Here is a 19,809-nt window from a genome sequence, read left to right on the forward strand (position 1 = left end):
CGGCCCTCCTGTCAGAACAACGTGAGCTTTCCGGTATGGTTCCGCAGTTTTTCGGGCGGTGTCTGTGCAGGGGGGCAAATGTATCGTGCGCAATTTTTCCCGGAACAAACGGGCGAGTCGCGTTGTTTTACACCCGATGCAGGGGAGGCAGCATGGCAGCCAGACACAGCGACGGCGAACATTACGGTCACAACAAAAACAGGGGTTTCTGGTCGATCGACTTCGGCAATTCCCCCGTTGTCGGCACGGCCATTCATGACGGCCATTTCATTCGCCCGGAGGTGGCGGGGCTGATGGCCCTTTCAGCCGAACAGAGGCTGCGCGAGGAAGATCCCTTCACCGGCGAGATGATTTCGGGGCTGACTAATCGTCTCGTCGTTCATCATTCTCGCTTCGAAATCGATCTCAACCGCGCTGCCGATCAGGCGATCTACCTGAAGCCCGAGCAATCCTGGGGGCTTGAGGTCTGGAACGAGGAGCCGGCAGAGGAAGCGCTCCGGCAATCGCTCGACTTCCACGCCGATTATTATGCGATGCTGGAGACGGTTCTGTCCGCGGTGGAACGGCGGTACGGAGCTTTCGTGGTGCTGGATGTGCACAGCTACAATCATCGCCGGCAGGGCGCTGCCGCGCCCGCGACGGCGCAGGTGGAAGCGCCCGACATCAATATCGGTACATTTTCCATGGATCGCAGCCGCTGGAGCGATGTGGTCAGCGCCGTCGGTCATCATTTCGCTTCAGCGACCATTGGTGGTCGACGCCTTGATGTTCGCGAGAATGTGGCGTTTCAGGGCAAAGGGGAGCAGACCCGCTTCATCCACGAACGATTTGCCGAAAACGGCTGCGCGATTGCAATCGAGTTCAAGAAATTCTTCATGGATGAATGGACGGGAAAGCCGGACACACGGGTGATCTCGGATATCCGTGATACGATCGCCGCCCTTCAGCCGGTTCTTGAGAAATGCCTGGGGTCGCGGCGATGAGTGTTTCCTCCGCCCGCAGCGAGCCTTCCCCCATCGCCGATCTGGTGGATGATGTCGTCTCCTGCCTGGAGGCCGGCAAGGCTATCCGCCGGGATGTCGGAAAAAACGGCAGGCTGCACATCGACCGGCCGCTGCCGTTCCTCTGCCTGCATCTGACGGGCGGCACGAAAGACCTCGCTGCACGGGATATCGCCGCCGCCCACGCCTCCTATCTCATAGCGTCGAACATTCAGGAGGCTGCGCCGCTGATCGAGGCTGTTGGCATGGCCATGCGGCAGCGCTTCGGCGCTTTCTTGGTAATCGATATAGGCGAGCTGGAACACGATATTCTGCTGGCCGACGATTCCCCCTTCCTGCCGCATTATGAGGTTTCCGTTTCAGCGACGTCAGAACCGGAAACGCAGAAAGCCCGCCGGGTCTTCATCAAGGCGGTCTGTGATGCCGAAGTGCGTTTTCGCACGCCGCGCATCACCCGGCCGGAACCGGAAGCCGATCCGATCCTCAGGTTTCAGAATGCCGGTCTGGATTTTCCCTGCATCAGCGTGCGCTTCGCGCCGATCTATCGACAACCGGAATCCGGCGCCGATTATCCCGGCCTGCGTGAGACGATGATCGCCGATCTTTTCGATGCTGGTCTGCAAGCCTTCTCGTCATTTGCTTCCGGCATGGATGCGCTGAAAGTCACCAGCCACCGGGCGCTTGGCCGTAAGGCCTTTGTCGATGCCGTCCGGCGCGCCGACCGCTCAGTGGATGAGATCGTTTCATCGTTCGATTTTCTTCTGTCCGTTACACCGATCAATGCCCGCCGGGCGTTTGAGGAGTTTCGCGATGGCAGCTTTCAATTTGCGCCACGCCTGCTTTATCGGCCGCTCGGCGTTGATGTCGAGGAGCAGAAACGCAGGCTCTATTCCGTCGTTTTTGATCATCTGGAAGACCCGGTGCTCTATCATCTCTACCGGGAGAAACAGCAGGAGATCGATCTGCAGCTAACGATGCTTGCGAACCTGCATCATCGAACCTTCACCGATTTTTCGCGCGCCCTCTATGGCGCCGTCGAACCCGCTCTTCTGACGCTGGCGCTTCGTGTGCTTGAGGACTGCCCACGCGCCCAGGAAAGCGGCGAAATCGCCATGGTCGATTGTTACGCGGTCGCCAGGAAATCGCGCGAGATGGTCGAGACCTATCTGGCGGAAGAACCGGAATTCAAGGCCCGCGTTGAAATCCGCGACGACCTGCCGCCCGGCCTGATGGTGACGGGCGAGAAGCTTTTGATTTCCCGCCACACCGTCATGGAACAGCGCCGCGTCGAGGCACTGCTGTCGCATGAGATCGGCGTGCATCTTCTCACCTATTTCAACGGCTCGTCTCAGGGTCTGCGGCTCTTCCGCACCGGCCTTTCCGGTTATGAGGGCGTGCAGGAGGGGCTGGCGGTGCTGGCGGAACATCTGGCCGGTGGCATGACGCGCGAGCGCCTGCGGCTGATTGCCGGGCGCGTCGTCGGCTGCGCCACCATGCTTGATGGCGCGACTTTCGTTGAGACCTTCCGCATCATGACCCGCGATCACGGTTTCGACGAGGCCGGCGCTTTCAACATGGTGCTGCGCATCTATCGCGGCGGCGGCCTGTCGAAGGATGCGATTTATCTGCGTGGGCTGGCCGAGGTGCTGGAGCATTTGCGCAGGGGCGGGGCGCTCGATCCATTCTGGATGGGCAAGATCGCTGCCGCCCATTTCCCTGTCATGCAGGAGCTTGCCCTGCGCGGTCTCTTGCGACCGCCGGGTGTCAGGCCCGCTTTCTTACTGCCCGCTAAGGCCAATGAGCGGCTCGAAAAAATACGGGCGGGATTATCCATTGCCGAACTGGCGACATTATAGGAGGGGCTTCATGCGTATCGCATTTTTCGTCAATTCCATCGAGACCGAGGGACCAAATTACGCTACCGGCCTGCTGGCCATGGCGGCGCTCAATCGCGGCCATGAGGTGGTTTATCTCACACCCGGCGACTTCACCTTGCGGTCGGATGACAGCCTGACCATCCATGCCACCGTACTGCCGAAGGCGAAAATCAAAAAGGGCGAGACATTCCACACCACGCTTCAGGATAAGGCGCTGGAGCGGCGGACCATGGATATCGAGGAAATCGACGCGCTGATGCTGCGCAACGACCCGTCGCTCGACCAGACGACGCGGCCATGGGCCGTGCATGCCGGCATTCTGTTCGGGCGGCTTGCCGAACAGCGCGGCGTCGTGGTTCTGAACGATCCGGAAGGTCTGGCGCTCGCCCAGAACAAGCTCTATTTCCAGAGCTTTCCCGAAATCGTCCGGCCGACCACGATCATTTCGCGTAATGTCGAGGAAATCCGGGCCTTTGCCGATGCCCATCCCAAGGGCGTCATCGTCAAGCCGTTGCAGGGCTCCGGCGGCAAGAACGTCTTCAAGATCGGCTCCAGCAAAGAAGCCAACCTCAACCAGATTTTCGAGGCGGTCAGCCTTGAGGGTTATCTGATCGCGCAGGCCTATCTGCCGGCCGCCAAGGACGGCGATATTCGCTTCTTCATGATGAATGGCCGGCCGCTGATGCGGGACGGCCAATATGCAGCGCTTCGCCGCGTGCCGGCCAAAGGCGATCTGCGCTCCAACATCCACGCCAAAGGCACGGCGGAAGCGGTGAAGGTGACGGACGACATCGTGGCGCTGGCCGAAATGATGCGGCCGAAGCTGGTGGAGGACGGCATGTTCCTCGTGGGGCTTGATATCGTTGGCGATAAGATACTGGAGGTGAACGTGTTTTCGCCCGGTGGGTTATCGAATATCCTCGAACTCACCAATGTCGATTTCAGCGATACGATCATCGAAGCGGTGGAAACCAAAGTCTCCATGCAGGCCGCATCGGGTGGCGCGCTCTCCAACCGGTTGCTCGCAACGCTCTGAACTACTCCCGCAGTTCGGATGATTGCATTTGCCGATACCAGGCGACGAGGGCCTTGATGCCCTCCTCGACCGGGGTTTGTGGCACATAACCGGTCAATGCCCTCAGAAGATCGGGCGAGGCAAAGGTGCGGGGAACATCTCCCTGCTGCATCGGCAGCATGTTGCGGATAGCAGGCTTGCCGACTGCCTTCTCGATCGTTTCGACGAAATGCATCAGCTCCACCGGCTGGCCGCCGCCAATATTGACGACGCGGAAGGGCGCGTGGTGCGAGAGTGTGTCGGTGACGCCCTCTTCGGCCACGCGGTTTTCCTCCGACGGGATGATCTGGCTCAGCCTGACGATGCCCTCAACCAGATCATCGATATAGGTGAAGTCACGGCTCATATTGCCCTGCCCGTAAATGTCGATCGGCCGGCCGTTGGAGACGGCATCGACAAATTTGATCGGGGCCATGTCCGGCCGTCCCCACGGCCCATAGACCGTGAAGAAGCGGAATGCTGTGGTGGGCAATTTGTGCAGATGCGCATAGCTATGCGCCATCAGCTCCATCGATTTTTTGGTGGCGGCGTAGAGCGTCATCGGCTCGTCGGCCTTGTCGCTCTCCGCAAAGGGGATTTTTTCGTTGGCGCCGTAGATGGAGGAGGTCGATGCCAGCATCAGGTGCTTGACCTGTAGGCTTCTCGCCAGCTCCAGCATGTTGAACGAACCGATGAGATTGGAATCGATATAGGCGCGCGGATTTTCAAGGCTGTAACGAACACCGGCTTGGGCGGCGAGATGGATGATGATTTCCGGTTCGGCGGCCTCCGCCGCCCGCGTCAGCGCATCGGTATCCTCCAGCATGCCGATTTCGGCCCGGAAGCCGTTTGAGCGGGAAAGGATGGCGTGGCGCTTTTCTTTCAGGCTGACATCATAATATTTCGTCATGCCGTCGAAGCCGGTCACGAAGTGGCCGGCATCCAGCAGCCGCTTTGCGACGTAAAAGCCGATGAAGCCAGCCGTGCCGGTAACCAGATAACGCATGATGACTATATCCCGAATCTGTTGGTGCGTTTGCGGTTAAACCGAAGCGCGAAAATTGTTTCAGTGAAATTCCAGACGACAGATCGCTAAAGTTCTTTGCCGGAGCCACCCTCATGCGGGCGGCCGACGGCAGCATAGATGAAGCCATGCGCGGCGACTTCATCCGTGCGGTAAATATTGCGCAGGTCCACCAGAACAGGGTTTTTCATGATCGCCTTCAGGCGCGGCAGATCAAGCGCGCGGAACTGGTTCCATTCGGTCACGATCACCACCGCATCGGCATCTTCCGCCGCCTCGTAGGGACCTGTTGCGTATTCGATATCCTCCATCAGATGGCGGGCATTCGCCATGCCTTCGGGGTCGTAACCCACTACCCGTGCACCGCCATCCTGCAGGGTCTGGATGATGGCGATTGCCGGGCTGTCGCGCATGTCGTCGGTATTCGGCTTGAAGGTAAGGCCAAGCACGGCGATCTTCTTGCCGCGCACGTCGCCGCCCATGGCGTTGATGACCTTGCGGCCCATGGCGCGCTTGCGGTTGTCGTTGATGGCGATGGTGGTTTCGATCAGCCGCACCGGCGCGTCATAGTCCTGCGCGGTCTTGGCAAGCGCCAGCGTATCCTTTGGGAAACAGGAGCCGCCATATCCCGGGCCGGCATGCAGAAACTTCGAGCCGATGCGGCCATCGAGACCGATGCCGCGCGACACGTCCTGCACATTGGCGCCGACCTTTTCGCAGAGGTCGGCCATTTCGTTGATGAAGGTGATCTTCATCGCCAGAAAAGCGTTGGCGGCGTATTTGATCAGTTCCGAGGCGCGCCGCGTGGTGAAGAGCAGCGGCGACTGGTTGAGGTAGAGCGGACGGTAAACCTCCGTCATGACAGGGCGGGCGCGCTCGTCCGAAAGGCCGACGACGATGCGGTCCGGTCGCTTGAAATCCTCGATGGCGGCACCTTCGCGCAGGAATTCCGGGTTGGACACCACGGCGAAATCGGCGGAAGGGTTTTCCTCGCGAATGATGCGCTCCACCTCATCGCCGGTGCCGACGGGAACGGTGGATTTGGTGACGATGACGGTGAAACCATCCAGCGCATGGGCGATCTCTTTTGCTGCCGCATAGACATAACCGAGATCGGCATGGCCATCGCCGCGCCGCGAGGGCGTGCCGACCGCGATGAAGACGACCTCGGCATTGGCGACGGCAGCGGTTAGATCGGTGGTGAAACTCAACCGGCCAGCCCTGGCATTGTTGGCGACGATCGTCTCCAGACCCGGTTCGAAGATCGGAATTTGGCCTTTTTTCAGGGCCTCGATCTTCTCCGGCATCTTGTCGACGCAGACCACATCGTGACCGAAATCTGCAAAACACGCGCCGGACACGAGGCCGACATAACCTGAACCGATCATCACAATCCGCATTCTTTTTCCTTTCGGTTAGCGAGGCCATGTTAACGCGGTAATACCAGCCGGGGAAATCGGCGGGCGAAAATCACACGATAATATTTAGCCGCCTTCATGCCCGTCGCCAAGCGCTACGATCAACACCGGCTAACCTCTTTCCATGACGGTGATGTGATGGCGGCGGCGGGACAAATTTGCCGCACCTTGCAGCCATTTGCACTGGCCGGGTCCAATCGGGCAATTTTGCTTCTTTTGCGGCTTGCACTCATAGGTAGCCGGGTCTAGCCATAGGGTGAGGATCAAATCTGCCAGACTGTCTGTCCCTTTAAGGGGCGTCCGGGTCGCGTTCCACGCGGCCGGGGGATGCTTTGCATTGCGGTCGGTGTTCGGGGAAGTCACATGCAAAAGGGTTTTCTGCTCGGTCTGTTCGCTTATGCGACCTTTTCCATGGGCGATGCCACCATCAAGTCGCTTGGATCGCAGATCAGCGTTTTCGAAATCGGCTTCTTCAGCATCCTCTTCTCCGGCATCTTCATCTTTTTCAGCAAGCCGCGTGAGGAAAGGTGGCGCGAATTCTGGCGCATGAGTCGGCCCTTCGCGGTGCATGGGCGCGCGATTTCCGGTCTCTTCGCCGGCATTTTCGGCATCTATGCCTTCACCACCATTCCACTGGCGGAAGCCTATGCGCTGATCTTTCTGTCGCCGCTTTTCGTCACCGTCCTTTCCGCCGTGGTCCTTAAAGAGAATATCGGCCCGTGGCGCTGGGCAGCGGTTCTGGCCGGCATCGTCGGCGTCATTCTCGTGGTGCGGCCGGGCTTCAAGTCGCTGGAACTCGGGCATTTTGCCGCCATCGGCGTGGCGTTCCTGGCGGCAATGACCATCGTGCTGCTGCGCTCGCTGGCGGGTAAGGAGAAGCGCACTTCGATCATGGGTGTGCTGCTGATTTACGGCCTGACTTTTAACGGCATCGCCTCGATTCCCGATTTCGTCATGCCCAACCTGCACCAGCTTCTGGCCTTCGCCTTCATCGGCCTTTGCACGGCAACGGGACAGATCACCCTTCTGGTTGCGACCCGCATTGCGCCCGCAAGCCAGATTGCACCTTCGCATTATTCGCAAATCCTCTGGGCGGTGGCGATCGGCATGACCTTCTTTCACGAGTACCCTGACGCCGTTGCGGTGCTGGGTCTCGCCGTCATCGCTGGATCGGGACTCCTGACGATGATCCGTGAAAAGGTAAGGCTCGGCACCGTGCGCTGGAACCCATTTTTCCGCAATCGCCTTTGAGGTTTGGTCGCCGGTGAAAATCAGACCGGCTTGCCGACCTGATCGAGCAGCCAGGCCTGAAAGGCGCGGGCAAGCGCATTGTCCTGCCGCCCTTCCGGCAGGGCGACGTAATAGCTCTTGTCGGTCTGCAAGGGGATGTCGAAGACGATTTCGAGGCGGCCGGAGGCTAGTTCCGCCTCGATGAGATATTTCGGCAGAAGGGCAAAACCGATGCCGCTTGCGGCAGCTTCGATGATCATCGAGAACTGGTCGAAACGGCTGCCATGATAGGCATTTTCCGCCGTCACCCCGTTCATCTCCAGCCATTCCGTCCATAGTTTGGGCCGCGTCGTCACATGCAGCAATGGCTGTTCGGCCAAATCCTGCGCCCGGTTCACGTTGGCGCGGCTGAGCAGGGCGGGGCTCGCGACCGGCACGATCACCTCATTGCATAAAAACGTGCAGGTTCCATGCGCCCAGATCGGCTGGCCATAGTGAATGGCGAGATCAAACCCTTCCTCGTCGAAATCGAACGGATGCGAGCGCGAGCCGATCGTGATCGCCATATCCGGATTGGCATCGATGAAGCGGGAGAGGCGCGGCATCAGCCAGCGGCTGCCAAAGGTCGGTAACGTTGCGACGGAAAGCGATGCGTGCGATGTTCCGGCCGAGACCGCACGCACCATCAACTGCTCGGATTGCTGCAACAGGCGCCGTACATCGGGCAGGAATTTGCGCCCCGCTTCCGAAAGCACGACACGCCTGCGGATGCGCTCGAAAAGCTGCATTCCCGTCTGCGCTTCCAGTTCGCCGATCTGCCGGCTCACCGCGCTCTGCGTGAGGTTGAGTTCTTCCGCCGCACGGGTAAAATTGCCATGCCGTGCCGCGCATTCAAACGCCTGCAGGGTGACGATATCGGGGACCAGCCGTCTGCGTGGATCCATTCCGTTCTCGCATCAACTTACCCGCTTTCCTCATTGGAAAAGGGTTGTTATGCCCATATATGATTACGGGAAAGAATGGAATGGTGTTTTGCCGGCTTGGCGGCGCCGTTGACAAATTCGGGGAAAGAAGAGCGACGGGAGTTGAAAGCGCCGTATCAAAAAGGCCTTTCCTCCCCTTTCAGCCAAAAAGGATAATTGGACATGGATGCGACCACGAAGCTTGACGTGAAACAGGAAGCAGCCGCCTTGCTCGACAGGATGGGTGTTGCTCGCGATCTTTATACCGGCGGCACCATGGCGTCCTTCAGCCCGGTGACGGGTGAGCAGGTCGCGAACCTGAAGACCGTTTCGGTCGAGGGCGTGGCAGCCGTGGTCGATAAGGCCGATGCCGCCTTCAAGCAGTGGCGCAATGTGCCGGCGCCCCGCCGTGGCGAGCTGATCCGGTTGCTTGGCGAAGAGCTGCGCGCCTTCAAGACCGATCTCGGCCGTCTCGTGTCATTGGAAGCGGGCAAGATCCCGTCCGAAGGTCTCGGCGAAGTGCAGGAAATGATCGATATCTGCGATTTCGCCGTCGGTCTTTCCCGCCAGCTTTATGGCCTCACCATCGCCACCGAACGTCCCGGCCACCGCATGATGGAGACCTGGCATCCGCTCGGTGTCGTCGGCGTCATCTCGGCCTTCAATTTCCCCGTCGCCGTCTGGTCGTGGAATGCAGCACTCGCCATCGTTTGCGGCAATTCGGTGGTCTGGAAGCCATCGGAAAAGACGCCGCTGACGGCGCTGGCCGTTCAGGGCATCTTCGAACGGGCCGCCGCCCGCTTCGGCGATGCGCCGGACGGTCTTTCGCAGCTTCTGATCGGTGATCGCGCCGTGGGTGAAGCATTGGTGGATAACCCCAAGGTGCCGCTGGTCTCTGCCACCGGCTCCACCCGCATGGGCCGTGATGTCGGCCCGCGTCTGGCAAAGCGCTTTGCCCGTGCCATTCTGGAACTCGGCGGCAACAATGCCGGCATCGTGTGCCCGTCCGCCGATCTCGACATGGCGCTGCGCGCCATTGCCTTTGGCGCCATGGGCACGGCCGGCCAGCGCTGCACCACGCTTCGCCGTCTTTTCGTGCATGACAGCGTTTACGATCAGCTCGTGCCGCGCCTGAAAAAGGCTTATGCCTCCGTCTCCGTTGGCAATCCGCTGGAAAGTTCCGCACTCGTCGGCCCGCTGGTCGACAAGGCGGCTTTTGACGGCATGCAGAAGGCGCTTGAGGCGGCGAAAGCCCATGACGGCGTGGTGAATGGCGGTGGACGTGTGGATACGGGTGCGGCGGATGCTTATTATGTGAAGCCCGCGCTTGTCGAAATGCCTCAACAGGTTGGCCCGGTGCTGGAAGAGACCTTCGCGCCGATCCTCTATGTGATGAAATACAGCGATCTCGATCAGGCGATCGACGCGCATAACGCCGTCGCCGCCGGTCTTTCATCGTCGATCTTCACCCGCGACATTCAGGAATCGGAACGTTTCCTGTCGTCGGAAGGCTCGGATTGCGGCATCGCCAACGTCAATATCGGCACCTCGGGCGCAGAAATCGGTGGCGCTTTCGGGGGAGAGAAGGAAACCGGCGGTGGCCGTGAATCTGGTTCGGATGCGTGGAAAGCATATATGCGCCGCGCCACCAACACGGTCAATTATTCCAAGTCGCTGCCGCTGGCGCAGGGCGTGTCCTTCGACATCGAATGACATCTGTGACCTGTCGCTCGTATGGAGCGATGATGATCCTGTGGTATTGCCTTTATCGGCGCGGATTTGTCCGCGCCGATTTTTTTGGGCAATGGTGCCGCTTAGCCGATGCTCATCAGGCTGGCATTGCCCCCGGCCGCGGTCGTGTTGACGCTGACGGAGACTTCTTCGACCAGCCAGTCGAGATTATAGGGCTGGCTTTCACCGGAAAGCGCTTCCGTGGTCGCGGCCTGCACGAGAACCAGCGGGCCGGGCAGGGTGGCGATTTTTTTGTTGGTCGTCACGATGCGCTCCGCGTCACCCTCGACCAAGGCGCCCGCAAAGGGACCGGATTTCGCCCAGTCATCCGCCCAGACGATGCGCGAGGTGACGGTTGCCGGCAGCCCATAGATCGATTTTTCGAGGCCAGAGGCATTGTCGATGACGGCCGTGTTTCCGGTGGCGAGCGCTGCCGCAAGCTGGCGGTAAAGCCCCTGTTCGGTTGCCGGGACCAGCAGGATTCTGCCGCGTGGATGCAGCGCATAGACGTTTCGTTCGCCGACGGCGCCTGCCAGCTCGGTTTCGAAGCCGAGACCGGAAAGTGCTGCCGCCTGCCGTGCGGCCTCAGCCGCAACGGTTTCGCCGTTTTCATCCAGCCAGCGGGCAAGATCGATGGCGGCCTGATCCTGCTGGCTTGCGACCCGGTCAATCTTTGGGGCAGCCTGCGTCATGCGGCCGAGATAGAGCGGGCCGCCGGCCTTGGGGCCGGTGCCGGAAAGACCGCGTCCGCCAAAGGGCTGCACGCCGACCACCGCGCCGATGATGTTGCGGTTCACATAAAGATTGCCGGCCGCGACGCGCGACAGCACATGCTGGATCGTGTCATCGAGGCGCGTATGCAGGCCGAAGGTCAGGCCGTAACCTGTGGCGTTGATCTCGTCGATCAGCCGGTCGAGATTATCGCGCTTGAAGCGGATGACATGTAGCACCGGGCCGAATACTTCCCGCTTCAGATCGGCGAGCGATTTCATCTCGATGATGGTCGGCGGCACGAAAGTGCCCTTGCCGGTTTCACCCGCAAGCGTGATCTGTTCGATGCGGTGGCCGAGCGCGCGCATGTCGTCAACATGCTTTTCAATAATGCCCTTGGCCTCAGCGGTGATGACGGGGCCGACATCGACGGAAAGCCGGTCGGTGCGGCCGATCCGCAATTCATGCAGCGCGCCTTTGAGCATGGTCAGCGTGCGATCCGCCACATCTTCCTGCAGGCAGAGAATGCGCAGCGCCGAGCAGCGCTGGCCGGCGCTGTCGAAGGCCGATGCGATGACATCGGCGACCACCTGTTCGGCGAGCGCCGAGGAATCGACGATCATGGCGTTCTGGCCGCCGGTTTCGGCAATCAGCGGAACCGGCTGGCCGTTCGTCAGAACCCGGCCGGCCAGCTGGCCCTGAATGAGCCGCGCCACTTCTGTCGAACCGGTGAACATCACACCCGCCGTCAGCGGTGAGCCGACAAGTGCCGCGCCCGTCTTGCCGTCGCCCGGCATAAGCTGCACGGCGTCCTGCGGAACGCCGGCGTCGTGCAGCAGGCGCACGCCCTGGGCGGCGATCAAAGGCGTTTCTTCGGCGGGTTTCGCCAGAACCGGATTGCCGGCAACCAGTGCAGCCGCCACCTGACCGATGAAGATGGCGAGCGGGAAGTTCCAAGGGCTGATGCAGACGACGGGGCCAAGCGGCGTCTCGCCGGCCTTGAAATTCTTGCGTGCTTCCGCTGCGTAATAACGCAGGAAGTCGATCGCCTCGCGCACTTCGGCAATGGCGTTGGGCATGGATTTTCCCGCCTCGCGCATGATGAGGCCGAGCAACTCGGGCATCTCGGCCTGCATTGCGTCGGCGGCGCGCTCCAGGCAGGCGGCGCGCTCTTCAACAGGGGTGGAGGGCCAGGTGGAGGCTGCCGCCCGCTGCATCGCCGCTTCGGCATCGGCTTCGGTCGGTTCGGTCACATGGCCGACAATATCCGTGTGGTCGCCGGGGTTGAGCACCGGCCGTGTCTGGCCGCTCGCCTGCGGCGCTGCGGCTTTCCACTCGGTTGCCGCAGCTGCCTTCAGGGTTCTGTCGAGTGCGGAGAGCGTTGTTTCACTGGAAAGATCGAGGCCGGCGGAATTCTTCCGTTCCGGGCCAAAGAGACCTGCGGGCGCGGCGATACGGTCGTGCCGTGCGCCGGGAACGGCATAAGCCTTGACCACTGTGACCGGGTCTTCCAGCAGGGAATCGACCGGAACGGCGGGATCGGCGATGCGGTTGACGAAAGAGGAGTTCGCGCCGTTTTCGAGAAGACGGCGCACCAGATAGGCAAGCAGCGTCTCATGCGTGCCGACCGGGGCATAGAAGCGGCAGGGGCGGTCGAGCTTCTTCTTGCCGACGACCTCGCTGTAAAGCGGTTCGCCCATGCCATGCAGGCACTGGAATTCATAATCGCCAAGTTTGAATTCGGGGCCAGCCAGATGATAGATCGTCGCCATGGACTGCGCATTGTGGGTCGCAAACTGCGGGAAGATCACGTCGCGCGCGTCGAGCAGCTTGCGGGCGCAGGCAATGTAAGAGACATCGGTGTGCACCTTGCGGGTGAAGACCGGGAAGTCCTCCAGCCCGTCCACCTGCGCGCGTTTGATCTCCGCATCCCAATAGGCGCCCTTGACGAGGCGCACCATGATGCGGCGGCCGGAACGGCGAGCGAGATCGATGATATAATCCAGCACGAAGGGGCAGCGGCGGCCATAGGCCTGCACCACGAAACCGAGGCCGTTCCAGCCGGCAAGGTCCTTGTCGAGCGCCAGTTCTTCCAAAAGGTCGAGCGACAGTTCCAGCCGGTCTGCTTCCTCGGCGTCGATATTGAGGCCGATGTCGTATTTCTTGCTGAGCAGCATCAGCGATTTGACGCGCGGCAGAAGCTCGGCCATCACCCGCTCGGCCTGCGCGCGGGCGTAGCGCGGATGCAGTGCCGAAAGCTTGATGGAGATGCCCGGACCGCCATAGATACCGCGGCCGGCAGAGGCCTTGCCGATGGCGTGGATGGCGTTTTCGTAATCCTTGTAATAACGCTCCGCATCCCTGGCGGTGGTCGCGGCTTCGCCCAGCATGTCGTAGGAATACTGGAAGCCTTTTTCCTCCAGCGGTCTGGAGCGCTTGATGGCTTCGCCGATCGTTTCGCCGGTCACGAATTGTTCGCCCATCATGCGCATCGCCATGTCGACGCCGCGGCGGATGACGGGTTCGCCGGCGCGCGAAATCAGCTTGGTCAGCGCTGCCGAAAGGCCGCTGTCATTGACGGTCGAGGTCAGCTTGCCGGTGATGACGAGACCCCAGGTGGCGGCGTTGACGAAGAGCGAGCGCCCGCCGCCAATATGGGACTTCCAGTCCCCACGCGCGATCTTGTCGCGGATCAACGCGTCGCGGGTGGCGGTGTCGGGAATGCGCAGCAGTGCTTCGGCAAGGCACATCAGCGCCACGCCCTCATGGCTGGAGAGCGAATATTCCTGCACCAGCCCTTCAACGCCGGTCCCCTTGGTCTTGGCGCGCAGCGCTTCGATCAGCTTGCCGGCGGTGGTGCGGATAGCTTTCGTCTGCTCCGGCGTCACCGTTGCCGCCTCGATCAATGGGGCCAGGCATTCTTCCTCGGGGCGGCGATAGGCGGCGGTGATCGCCTTGCGCAGCGGGCTTTGCTCACGCACCGGCGGCGCAAAATTCTGGAAAATACCGTTCACTGCTACACCGGCATTGCTTGCACCATCGGCCATTCTGAAAATCCTGAAAAAGCTGTTGAAGAAAGGCCGTCGGCGGCAGCGTGTCCTCCGCCCGCCGCTTTTCATCCTGCTGCTGATAATACCATCGCTGGAGAAATTGCTATGGCCCTATTTTTGGAATAAAACAGGCTATATGAACTTTTGTTTTCTTCAAATGGCGTGAAATGACATGGCAAATAGCCACAAAACAGACGATCTGGACCACTTCGATCTCAAGATCCTGGAAGCCTTGAGCGAGGACGGCCGCATGTCGGTGCTGCAACTGTCGAAAAGGGTCGGTCTTTCCAAGACGCCATGCCAGACGCGGCTGAAGCGGCTGGTGGATGAGGGGTATATTCTTGGCTTCCGGGCCGTGCTCAATCCGCATAAACTCGGCGTCGATCACATCGCCTTTGCCGAAGTCAAACTTTCCGATACGCGGGAAAAAGCGCTGGAGGAATTCAATACGGCGGTTCGCAAGATCAAGGAAGTGGAGGAATGCCACATGATCGCCGGCGCCTTCGATTATCTCCTGAAAGTGCGTACCAGCGACATCCGCAAATATCGACGGGTGCTGGGTGAGAAAATCTCGAGCCTGCCATCGGTCGCCAATACCTCGACCTTCGTGGTCATGCAGTCGGTCAAGGAAACCGGCATCTAGGGCATTCCAGGAAAAAACGGCCTCGTCGTCCGTCCGGAATGCACGTTACCGGCAGACATGAAAAACGGGCAGGCGCAGGCCTGCCCGTTCGTTGCTGTCAAAATTCAGGTCTTTCAGCGCGCCGTGGCGGCGGCTGTGACAGCGCTCATCTGCGCGTCCGGACCGAATTCGTTTTCGTTTTCGATACCCAGCAGCTCCTGAAGGCGCAATCTTGCGCGGCTGACACGGCTCTTGATCGTGCCGACCGGGCAGCCGCAAATCTCGGCGGCTTCCTCATAGGCAAAGCCTGACGCGCCGATCAGCAGGATGGCTTCACGCTGGTCATCCGGCAGTTTCTCCAGTGCTGCACGGAAATCCTGAAGGTCTACCGAACCATGCTGTTCGGGCGGCACTGAAAGGCGCGAGGTATAGACACCGTCCGTATCCTGCACTTCGCGACCGGATTTGCGTATCTGGCTATAGAACTCGTTGCGCAGGATCGTCACCAGCCACGCGCGCATGTTGGTGCCGGGCTGGAAACTCTCCTGTTTCGCCCAGGCCTTCATGATCGTGTCCTGCACGAGGTCGTCAGCACGATCCCTCGAGCGAATGAGCGAAATCGCGAAGGCGCGCAGATTCGGCAGCGCCGCCAGCATTTCCCGCTTGAAATTATATTCTGTCTGCTCCGGCTCTTTCGCCATCATTCCTCCGAAGCCTTTGTTTTGGCTTTGCTTTCGGCTTCATCGAGTTTTTCGAGAAGATCGAGGAATTTGTCAGGGATGCCTTCATCCTGAACGGCATCGTAAAGCTCCCTGAGCTTGCGGGAAATCACCGCCCGCCCGGAGTGTGGAACCTGAGGGGCGGCCGAATTGTCCGGCGAATCTTGGTCCGATTGAAACATGCTCATAACGTCCGGTATTCCTTTTGTGTCGTGGCAAATAATGCGCGGTGAAAAAAATAGTTCCGGCAGTCGGGAACTTTTTTTGCGATACGCACGTTGCTATCTTGGGTTTGCGTTGCAGACCGCATGAAAGGGGAGAATTCCATGTCAGTTTCTACACGCATCGCACCGCACCTGCCATATCTGCGCAGGTTCGCGCGTGCCGTTTGCGGCTCACAATCCACGGGCGATGCCTATGTTGCGGCAACACTCGAAGCTCTGATCGCCGATATCAGCATCTTCCCGCAGACAAGCAGCGATCGCGTTTCGCTTTATCAATTGTTCGTATCGATCTTTAGTTCCGTCACGATCAATATTAAGGCCGATGAAAACCTGTCGGGATGGGAAAAACGCGCTTCTGCGAACCTCTCCGCCGTCCCGCCGCTTGCACGTCAGGCTTTCCTGTTGACGACGGTCGAAGAGTTCTCGCCTTCGGAAGCCGCAGAGGTTCTGAAAGTGTCGGAAGACCAGGTCGGCAGGCTGATCGATGAGGCGGCTTCCGAAATCGCCCGGCAGGTCGCAACCGATATCATGATCATCGAGGACGAACCTCTGATCGCCATGGATATCGAACAGATGGTCACCGATCTCGGTCACCGCGTCACGGGTATCGCCCGCACGCATACCGAGGCGCTTGATCTTTTCCATCGCACGCAGCCGAAAATGATCCTTGCCGATATTCAGCTTGCCGACGGCAGTTCCGGTCTCGACGCGATGAAGGACATCCTGCAGATGACCACCCTCCCGGTGATCTTCATCACGGCTTTCCCCGAGCGTCTTTTGACGGGCGAGCGGCCTGAGCCGACGTTCCTTGTGACGAAACCTTTCAACCCGGACATGGTGAAAGCGCTTATCAGCCAGGCCCTGTTTTTCAACGAAAGCTCTCGCGTCGCGGCGTGAAATTTGCCGAAATCGCAGACGGGCCGGGAACCAGTGTGGTGCCCGGGCGTTGGCGGTTACAGTCGTGGCGTTGACCCGCGGCTTTCTGCAAGGAGACGAATTTGCATCGGCTGGCATGGCATAACGCGGAGAGGGACGAGAGTGAGCTTCATGATTCGCTCGTTCTCGCCTTGCTCGATTCGGGTGAGACAGTCATGCTGCAGGACTGGAAGCGCGATTACATATTCGTGGCTAATCTGCCGGATGTCTGGAAATTGCCGGCCGATTCCCATCCAACCGATGAAAATCTGTTCGGCAATGATCTCTCGGTGCGGCTCGAGAACCTCAAAAAGGACATGAACACGGCTGGTAGCCGGGGCATGCTGGAAGTCAGTGCGGGCAAGGACCGCGTTTTCCAGTTTCAGGTCCATTCCACCGTCAACCAGGCCAAACAGATGGTGATGAAAACCACCATTCGGGAGGTAACGGCGGAACGGCGGCGCGAGCAGCTTCTGCGCTCGCTGCTGCGAGAAGTTAGCCATCGCTCCAAAAACCTGCTGGCGATCATCCAGAGCCTTGCGGGCCAGACAGCCCGTTTCAGCCTCACCAAAGATGACTTTCTGCGCAAGTTCCGTGGGCGGCTGCACGCGCTTGCCCAAAGCCAGGATCTCATCACGGATTCGGACTGGCGGGGCGCGCGCATATTCGAGCTTCTCCGCCAGCAATTCGATCTCTATGTGCCGGAATATCCGAACCTCATCCACATGGAAGGGGAAAACCTGCTGCTCAATCCGAATGGTGCGCTTTATATCGGGTTGGCCTTCCATGAGCTGGTCGTCAACACGGTGAGCCACAGCGGCAATCTTGCCTATCACCCGCCTATATCCCTGCAATGTCGCCAGGACGGTGATTTTTATATCGTCGAATGGAACGAGCCGATGATGCCGTCGAAGGAGCCTGCAGAGGCAAGGCGCGGCAGTTTTGGCAGCGTTGTGCTGGAAAAGGTGGTTCCTTCCGCTCTTGGAGGAAGTGCCGAATACCAGCTGACGCCGGAGCGCATCGTTTACCGGTTGAAGTTCCCTTCGGGCGACGGCACGGATTCCTGAGAAAGTTGTCGGACCTCAGGTCAGGCCGAAAGCCTGTTTCAATCTGCGAAGGAGCAATAAAAAAGCACGGCCCATAGGAGAGCCGTGCTATTTTTATGACGGGTTTTCAGGGGCGAAACCCGTTTATAGTCAGCCAAGCTTCAGGCGGGGACGGGGGAATTGCTTGGCCTGCAGTAATAATGCATGCAACCGCATTCGGTTCCCGGAAAATGCATTTTTTTAGCAATGGGCAGATTTTCTGCCATTCTTACCGCCGATGCGCTTCAGTGCGCCGGGTCCGGTCGCTTCGGCGTAAAATAGCGGATAGGCGCTTCCAGAGACCATTCGAAGCCGGTTTCGCGGTATTCCGTCGTCACATGTCCGCCGAATGCGCCTTCCGCATGTCTTTTGATGACCGTGGTGCCGAAACCCTTGCGGCTCGGCTCTCTAGCCGGTGGTCCGCCCGTCTCGGTCCAGAGAAGATGGAGCATCTGCCGACCATCTTTTTCGAGCGGCTTCCAACTCACCGTGATTTTCCCGAGCGGCGCCGAAAGCGCGCCATATTTAATGGAATTGGTGGTCAACTCGTGCACCACAAGCCCGAAATTCTGCGCCGCTTCCGGCGAAAGCATGAAATCGTCTCCCGCCAGCACGACACGTTCCGAAACGGTGCCGAAAACTTCGAGGTGGGTCTCGATCAGCTTGTGGATCGGCAACCCCTGCCACTGAACCTCCGCCAGTGCCCGGATCGACATGCCGAGACCGCGCAGGCGATGGTCGACTTCTTTCTGGAACTCCGGGATGCTTTTATTTTCCCGCCCCAATTGCCGTATCATCGCCTGAACCAGCGTCAGAATATTCTTGGAGCGGTGAACCAGTTCATGCAGCAGCAATTGCAGCCGCTCTTCCGACTGGCTTCTGTCAAAGGAAGCGTTGGAGAGCGCGATGGCGACCTGATTGGCTTCCTTTATCTTGGTATCGACGGGCGCAACGATCTCGCCTTCGCCGATGCGCTCCGCCATATGGGTCAGATCGCGAATGGAGCTGCGCAATTGCCGGCCGACCAGATAGGCGCCGCCGATGGCGATCAGTACCAGCACGAGGCTGCCGATCATCATCTGTCGCCATGTGTCGATCAGTGCTGCCTGGCTTGCGGCAAGCGGTCCCCACATCACGGTTTTCCACTGCCAGCCCGGCAATTGCGCATAGGCATAGAGATTGCCCTTGCCGTCGAAGAAATTGCCACTGAAGGCCTGCATTTCCGACAATATTTCGGGGGTGACAAAGGGTTTTCCGACTGCCGCCTCATCCTGCGCGCTGGAAACGACAACCCGGTTGGTGCCGTCGATGATGGCGACCGCCCAGTTGCGCGGCAGGTTTTCCGTGGGAATAAGCCGGCTCAGATCGCTGGCATTCTGCGTCAGGATCAGGGCGTCTCCGGCCAGGCTCAGTTCCGGGTCGAGCGGCATGGTGACGTTGAACACCCACTCATTGCTGGTGGAACCGAAAAACAGATCCGAGACGGTGATGCGGCGGGATTCTATCGCCTTCGCCAGATTGGCCTCCGCCGGCACCTTGCCGAGAGGCTGGCCATAGGGCACCCGGGTGTTGAGACGCTGCTGGCCATCCTTGGCGGCGAGCAGGGCATAGAGGCCCTCCCTTTTCAGGCTTTCGGCAACGCGTCCCTGAAAAGCTGCAAGATTGCCACTCTCAAGCTCGGGAAACTGCGACAGCAGATTGAGCGAGGTGGCGATTTCCTGCAGGCGACGGTCGATGTTGCGGCTGACGACCCGGACATCCTCGATGGTTTCCCTTTGCAGGTCGTCGCGTTTTTCGGCTTCGAGGCGCAGCATCAGATAGCCGACAAAAAGGATCAGCGGCAGGGTGATGACGGTTGCCATCACCACCAGATAAGTGCCGATGGAGGCGGTCGGAAAGAAATTCGCGCTGCGCCGCCGTAAAGCCGAGATCATGTCTTTCAGTCTGTTGCCGGGTTGAGGCATATAAAAAACTCCGGCAGTTATGGCATTGTTACGGCAGGGATAATACCGCGCTGTCCCCCGTTAGCAATGCCTGATTTTTACCTTCGGTTGTCGCGACATGCGGCAAATGAACCGGTTTGACCGAAAAAATCGGAACTATTTCAACGACCAGCCCGTTTGCAAGACGAACCGGCCAGCGAGCGGAAGCGAAATTCATTCCCGCTCGGCCAGTTGAGAACGATG

16 protein-coding genes are annotated in these 19,809 nt (G+C 59.6%); 8 read left to right on the plus strand and 8 right to left on the minus strand.

All coding sequences use genetic code 11. The annotated features are described in order from the left end of the window. The first annotated feature begins 152 nt into the window (after window positions 1-152). The 3 genes from JZX89_RS20345 to JZX89_RS20355 are packed head-to-tail and all read left to right on the plus strand — an operon-like array spanning window position 153 to window position 3,914. The gene (locus tag JZX89_RS20345; protein WP_207135183.1) at window positions 153-983 is read left to right on the plus strand and encodes an N-formylglutamate amidohydrolase; all 831 of its coding nucleotides are present in this window, start codon (window positions 153-155) and stop codon (window positions 981-983) included. Further along, window positions 980-2,857: a flavohemoglobin expression-modulating QEGLA motif protein gene (locus JZX89_RS20350; RefSeq protein ID WP_207135184.1), complete on the plus strand. Its 1,878-nt coding sequence runs from the start codon at window positions 980-982 to the stop codon at window positions 2,855-2,857. The genes JZX89_RS20345 and JZX89_RS20350 overlap by 4 nt, the downstream gene beginning before the upstream one ends. Before the next feature lie 10 nt (window positions 2,858-2,867). Beyond that, entirely contained in the window at window positions 2,868-3,914 is a 1,047-nt protein-coding gene (locus tag JZX89_RS20355) for a glutathione synthase (RefSeq protein ID WP_149901158.1), read from the plus strand. Between the two features lies 1 nt (window position 3,915). Here the strand turns inward: JZX89_RS20355 and JZX89_RS20360 are convergent, their stop codons facing one another. Further along, complete coding sequence (locus JZX89_RS20360; RefSeq protein ID WP_207135185.1) at window positions 3,916-4,938, minus strand: NAD-dependent epimerase; 1,023 nt, start codon at window positions 4,936-4,938, stop codon at window positions 3,916-3,918. An 86-nt stretch (window positions 4,939-5,024) separates the two neighbouring features. Then, the gene (locus JZX89_RS20365; protein WP_149901156.1) at window positions 5,025-6,356 is read right to left on the minus strand and encodes a UDP-glucose dehydrogenase family protein; all 1,332 of its coding nucleotides are present in this window, start codon (window positions 6,354-6,356) and stop codon (window positions 5,025-5,027) included. Window positions 6,357-6,737: 381 nt separating this feature from the next. Between JZX89_RS20365 and JZX89_RS20370 the strand changes: the two genes are divergently transcribed. Beyond that, window positions 6,738-7,625, plus strand: a complete 888-nt coding sequence (locus JZX89_RS20370) for a DMT family transporter (RefSeq protein WP_142842410.1) — start codon at window positions 6,738-6,740, stop codon at window positions 7,623-7,625. A 20-nt stretch (window positions 7,626-7,645) separates the two neighbouring features. Here the strand turns inward: JZX89_RS20370 and JZX89_RS20375 are convergent, their stop codons facing one another. Next, on the minus strand, window positions 7,646-8,548 hold the full coding sequence (locus JZX89_RS20375; RefSeq protein ID WP_207135186.1) for a LysR family transcriptional regulator: 903 nt from the start codon (window positions 8,546-8,548) through the stop codon (window positions 7,646-7,648). Window positions 8,549-8,749: 201 nt separating this feature from the next. On the opposite strand from JZX89_RS20375, the gene amaB reads away from it, so the two are divergent. Continuing rightward, entirely contained in the window at window positions 8,750-10,279 is a 1,530-nt protein-coding gene (gene amaB, locus JZX89_RS20380) for an L-piperidine-6-carboxylate dehydrogenase (protein WP_207135187.1), read from the plus strand. 101 nt (window positions 10,280-10,380) lie between these two features. Here the strand turns inward: amaB and putA are convergent, their stop codons facing one another. Beyond that, complete coding sequence (gene putA, locus JZX89_RS20385) at window positions 10,381-14,055, minus strand: trifunctional transcriptional regulator/proline dehydrogenase/L-glutamate gamma-semialdehyde dehydrogenase (protein WP_207135188.1); 3,675 nt, start codon at window positions 14,053-14,055, stop codon at window positions 10,381-10,383. 175 nt (window positions 14,056-14,230) lie between these two features. On the opposite strand from putA, the gene JZX89_RS20390 reads away from it, so the two are divergent. Further along, entirely contained in the window at window positions 14,231-14,701 is a 471-nt protein-coding gene (locus JZX89_RS20390; RefSeq protein WP_142842404.1) for an Lrp/AsnC ligand binding domain-containing protein, read from the plus strand. Between the two features lie 113 nt (window positions 14,702-14,814). On the opposite strand, the gene JZX89_RS20395 is transcribed toward JZX89_RS20390, so the two are convergent. Both JZX89_RS20395 and JZX89_RS20400 read right to left on the minus strand, forming a co-directional pair. Continuing rightward, the gene (locus JZX89_RS20395; protein WP_149901151.1) at window positions 14,815-15,381 is read right to left on the minus strand and encodes an RNA polymerase sigma factor; all 567 of its coding nucleotides are present in this window, start codon (window positions 15,379-15,381) and stop codon (window positions 14,815-14,817) included. Then, on the minus strand, window positions 15,381-15,587 hold the full coding sequence (locus JZX89_RS20400; protein WP_046802106.1) for a NepR family anti-sigma factor: 207 nt from the start codon (window positions 15,585-15,587) through the stop codon (window positions 15,381-15,383). Before JZX89_RS20400 ends, JZX89_RS20395 begins: the two co-directional genes overlap by 1 nt. 138 nt (window positions 15,588-15,725) lie before the next feature. Between JZX89_RS20400 and JZX89_RS20405 the strand changes: the two genes are divergently transcribed. Together JZX89_RS20405 and JZX89_RS20410 are read left to right on the plus strand one after the other, a co-directional pair. Beyond that, window positions 15,726-16,520 carry a response regulator gene (locus tag JZX89_RS20405; protein ID WP_149901150.1) on the plus strand — a complete coding sequence of 265 codons (795 nt, stop codon included), beginning with the start codon at window positions 15,726-15,728 and terminating at the stop codon, window positions 16,518-16,520. Window positions 16,521-16,621: 101 nt separating this feature from the next. Further along, on the plus strand, window positions 16,622-17,605 hold the full coding sequence (locus tag JZX89_RS20410; RefSeq protein ID WP_149901149.1) for a sensor histidine kinase: 984 nt from the start codon (window positions 16,622-16,624) through the stop codon (window positions 17,603-17,605). Window positions 17,606-17,868: 263 nt separating this feature from the next. Here the strand turns inward: JZX89_RS20410 and JZX89_RS20415 are convergent, their stop codons facing one another. Together JZX89_RS20415 and JZX89_RS20420 are read right to left on the minus strand one after the other, a co-directional pair. Next, window positions 17,869-19,587: a sensor histidine kinase gene (locus tag JZX89_RS20415; RefSeq protein WP_153515782.1), complete on the minus strand. Its 1,719-nt coding sequence runs from the start codon at window positions 19,585-19,587 to the stop codon at window positions 17,869-17,871. Between the two features lie 28 nt (window positions 19,588-19,615). Continuing rightward, on the minus strand, window positions 19,616-19,783 hold the full coding sequence (locus JZX89_RS20420) for a hypothetical protein (protein ID WP_153515783.1): 168 nt from the start codon (window positions 19,781-19,783) through the stop codon (window positions 19,616-19,618). Window positions 19,784-19,809 lie beyond the last annotated feature (26 nt).

Source organism: Agrobacterium burrii (assembly GCF_017313405.1).
GTDB classification, from domain to species: Bacteria; Pseudomonadota; Alphaproteobacteria; order Rhizobiales; family Rhizobiaceae; genus Agrobacterium; species Agrobacterium burrii.

What these genes read in the sequence shown, in the direction of transcription:
- putA (WP_207135188.1), bottom strand. Translation starts at nt 14,055, where the DNA reads ATGGCCGATGGTGCAAGCAATGCCGGTGTAGCAGTGAACGGTATTTTC.
- JZX89_RS20390 (WP_142842404.1), top strand. Translation starts at nt 14,231, where the DNA reads ATGGCAAATAGCCACAAAACAGACGATCTGGACCACTTCGATCTCAAG.
- JZX89_RS20405 (WP_149901150.1), top strand. Translation starts at nt 15,726, where the DNA reads ATGTCAGTTTCTACACGCATCGCACCGCACCTGCCATATCTGCGCAGG.
- JZX89_RS20350 (WP_207135184.1), top strand. Translation starts at nt 980, where the DNA reads ATGAGTGTTTCCTCCGCCCGCAGCGAGCCTTCCCCCATCGCCGATCTG.
- JZX89_RS20400 (WP_046802106.1), bottom strand. Translation starts at nt 15,587, where the DNA reads ATGAGCATGTTTCAATCGGACCAAGATTCGCCGGACAATTCGGCCGCC.
- JZX89_RS20375 (WP_207135186.1), bottom strand. Translation starts at nt 8,548, where the DNA reads ATGGATCCACGCAGACGGCTGGTCCCCGATATCGTCACCCTGCAGGCG.
- JZX89_RS20365 (WP_149901156.1), bottom strand. Translation starts at nt 6,356, where the DNA reads ATGCGGATTGTGATGATCGGTTCAGGTTATGTCGGCCTCGTGTCCGGC.
- JZX89_RS20355 (WP_149901158.1), top strand. Translation starts at nt 2,868, where the DNA reads ATGCGTATCGCATTTTTCGTCAATTCCATCGAGACCGAGGGACCAAAT.
- JZX89_RS20415 (WP_153515782.1), bottom strand. Translation starts at nt 19,587, where the DNA reads ATGCCTCAACCCGGCAACAGACTGAAAGACATGATCTCGGCTTTACGG.
- JZX89_RS20360 (WP_207135185.1), bottom strand. Translation starts at nt 4,938, where the DNA reads ATGCGTTATCTGGTTACCGGCACGGCTGGCTTCATCGGCTTTTACGTC.
- JZX89_RS20345 (WP_207135183.1), top strand. Translation starts at nt 153, where the DNA reads ATGGCAGCCAGACACAGCGACGGCGAACATTACGGTCACAACAAAAAC.
- JZX89_RS20370 (WP_142842410.1), top strand. Translation starts at nt 6,738, where the DNA reads ATGCAAAAGGGTTTTCTGCTCGGTCTGTTCGCTTATGCGACCTTTTCC.
- JZX89_RS20420 (WP_153515783.1), bottom strand. Translation starts at nt 19,783, where the DNA reads ATGAATTTCGCTTCCGCTCGCTGGCCGGTTCGTCTTGCAAACGGGCTG.
- JZX89_RS20395 (WP_149901151.1), bottom strand. Translation starts at nt 15,381, where the DNA reads ATGGCGAAAGAGCCGGAGCAGACAGAATATAATTTCAAGCGGGAAATG.
- amaB (WP_207135187.1), top strand. Translation starts at nt 8,750, where the DNA reads ATGGATGCGACCACGAAGCTTGACGTGAAACAGGAAGCAGCCGCCTTG.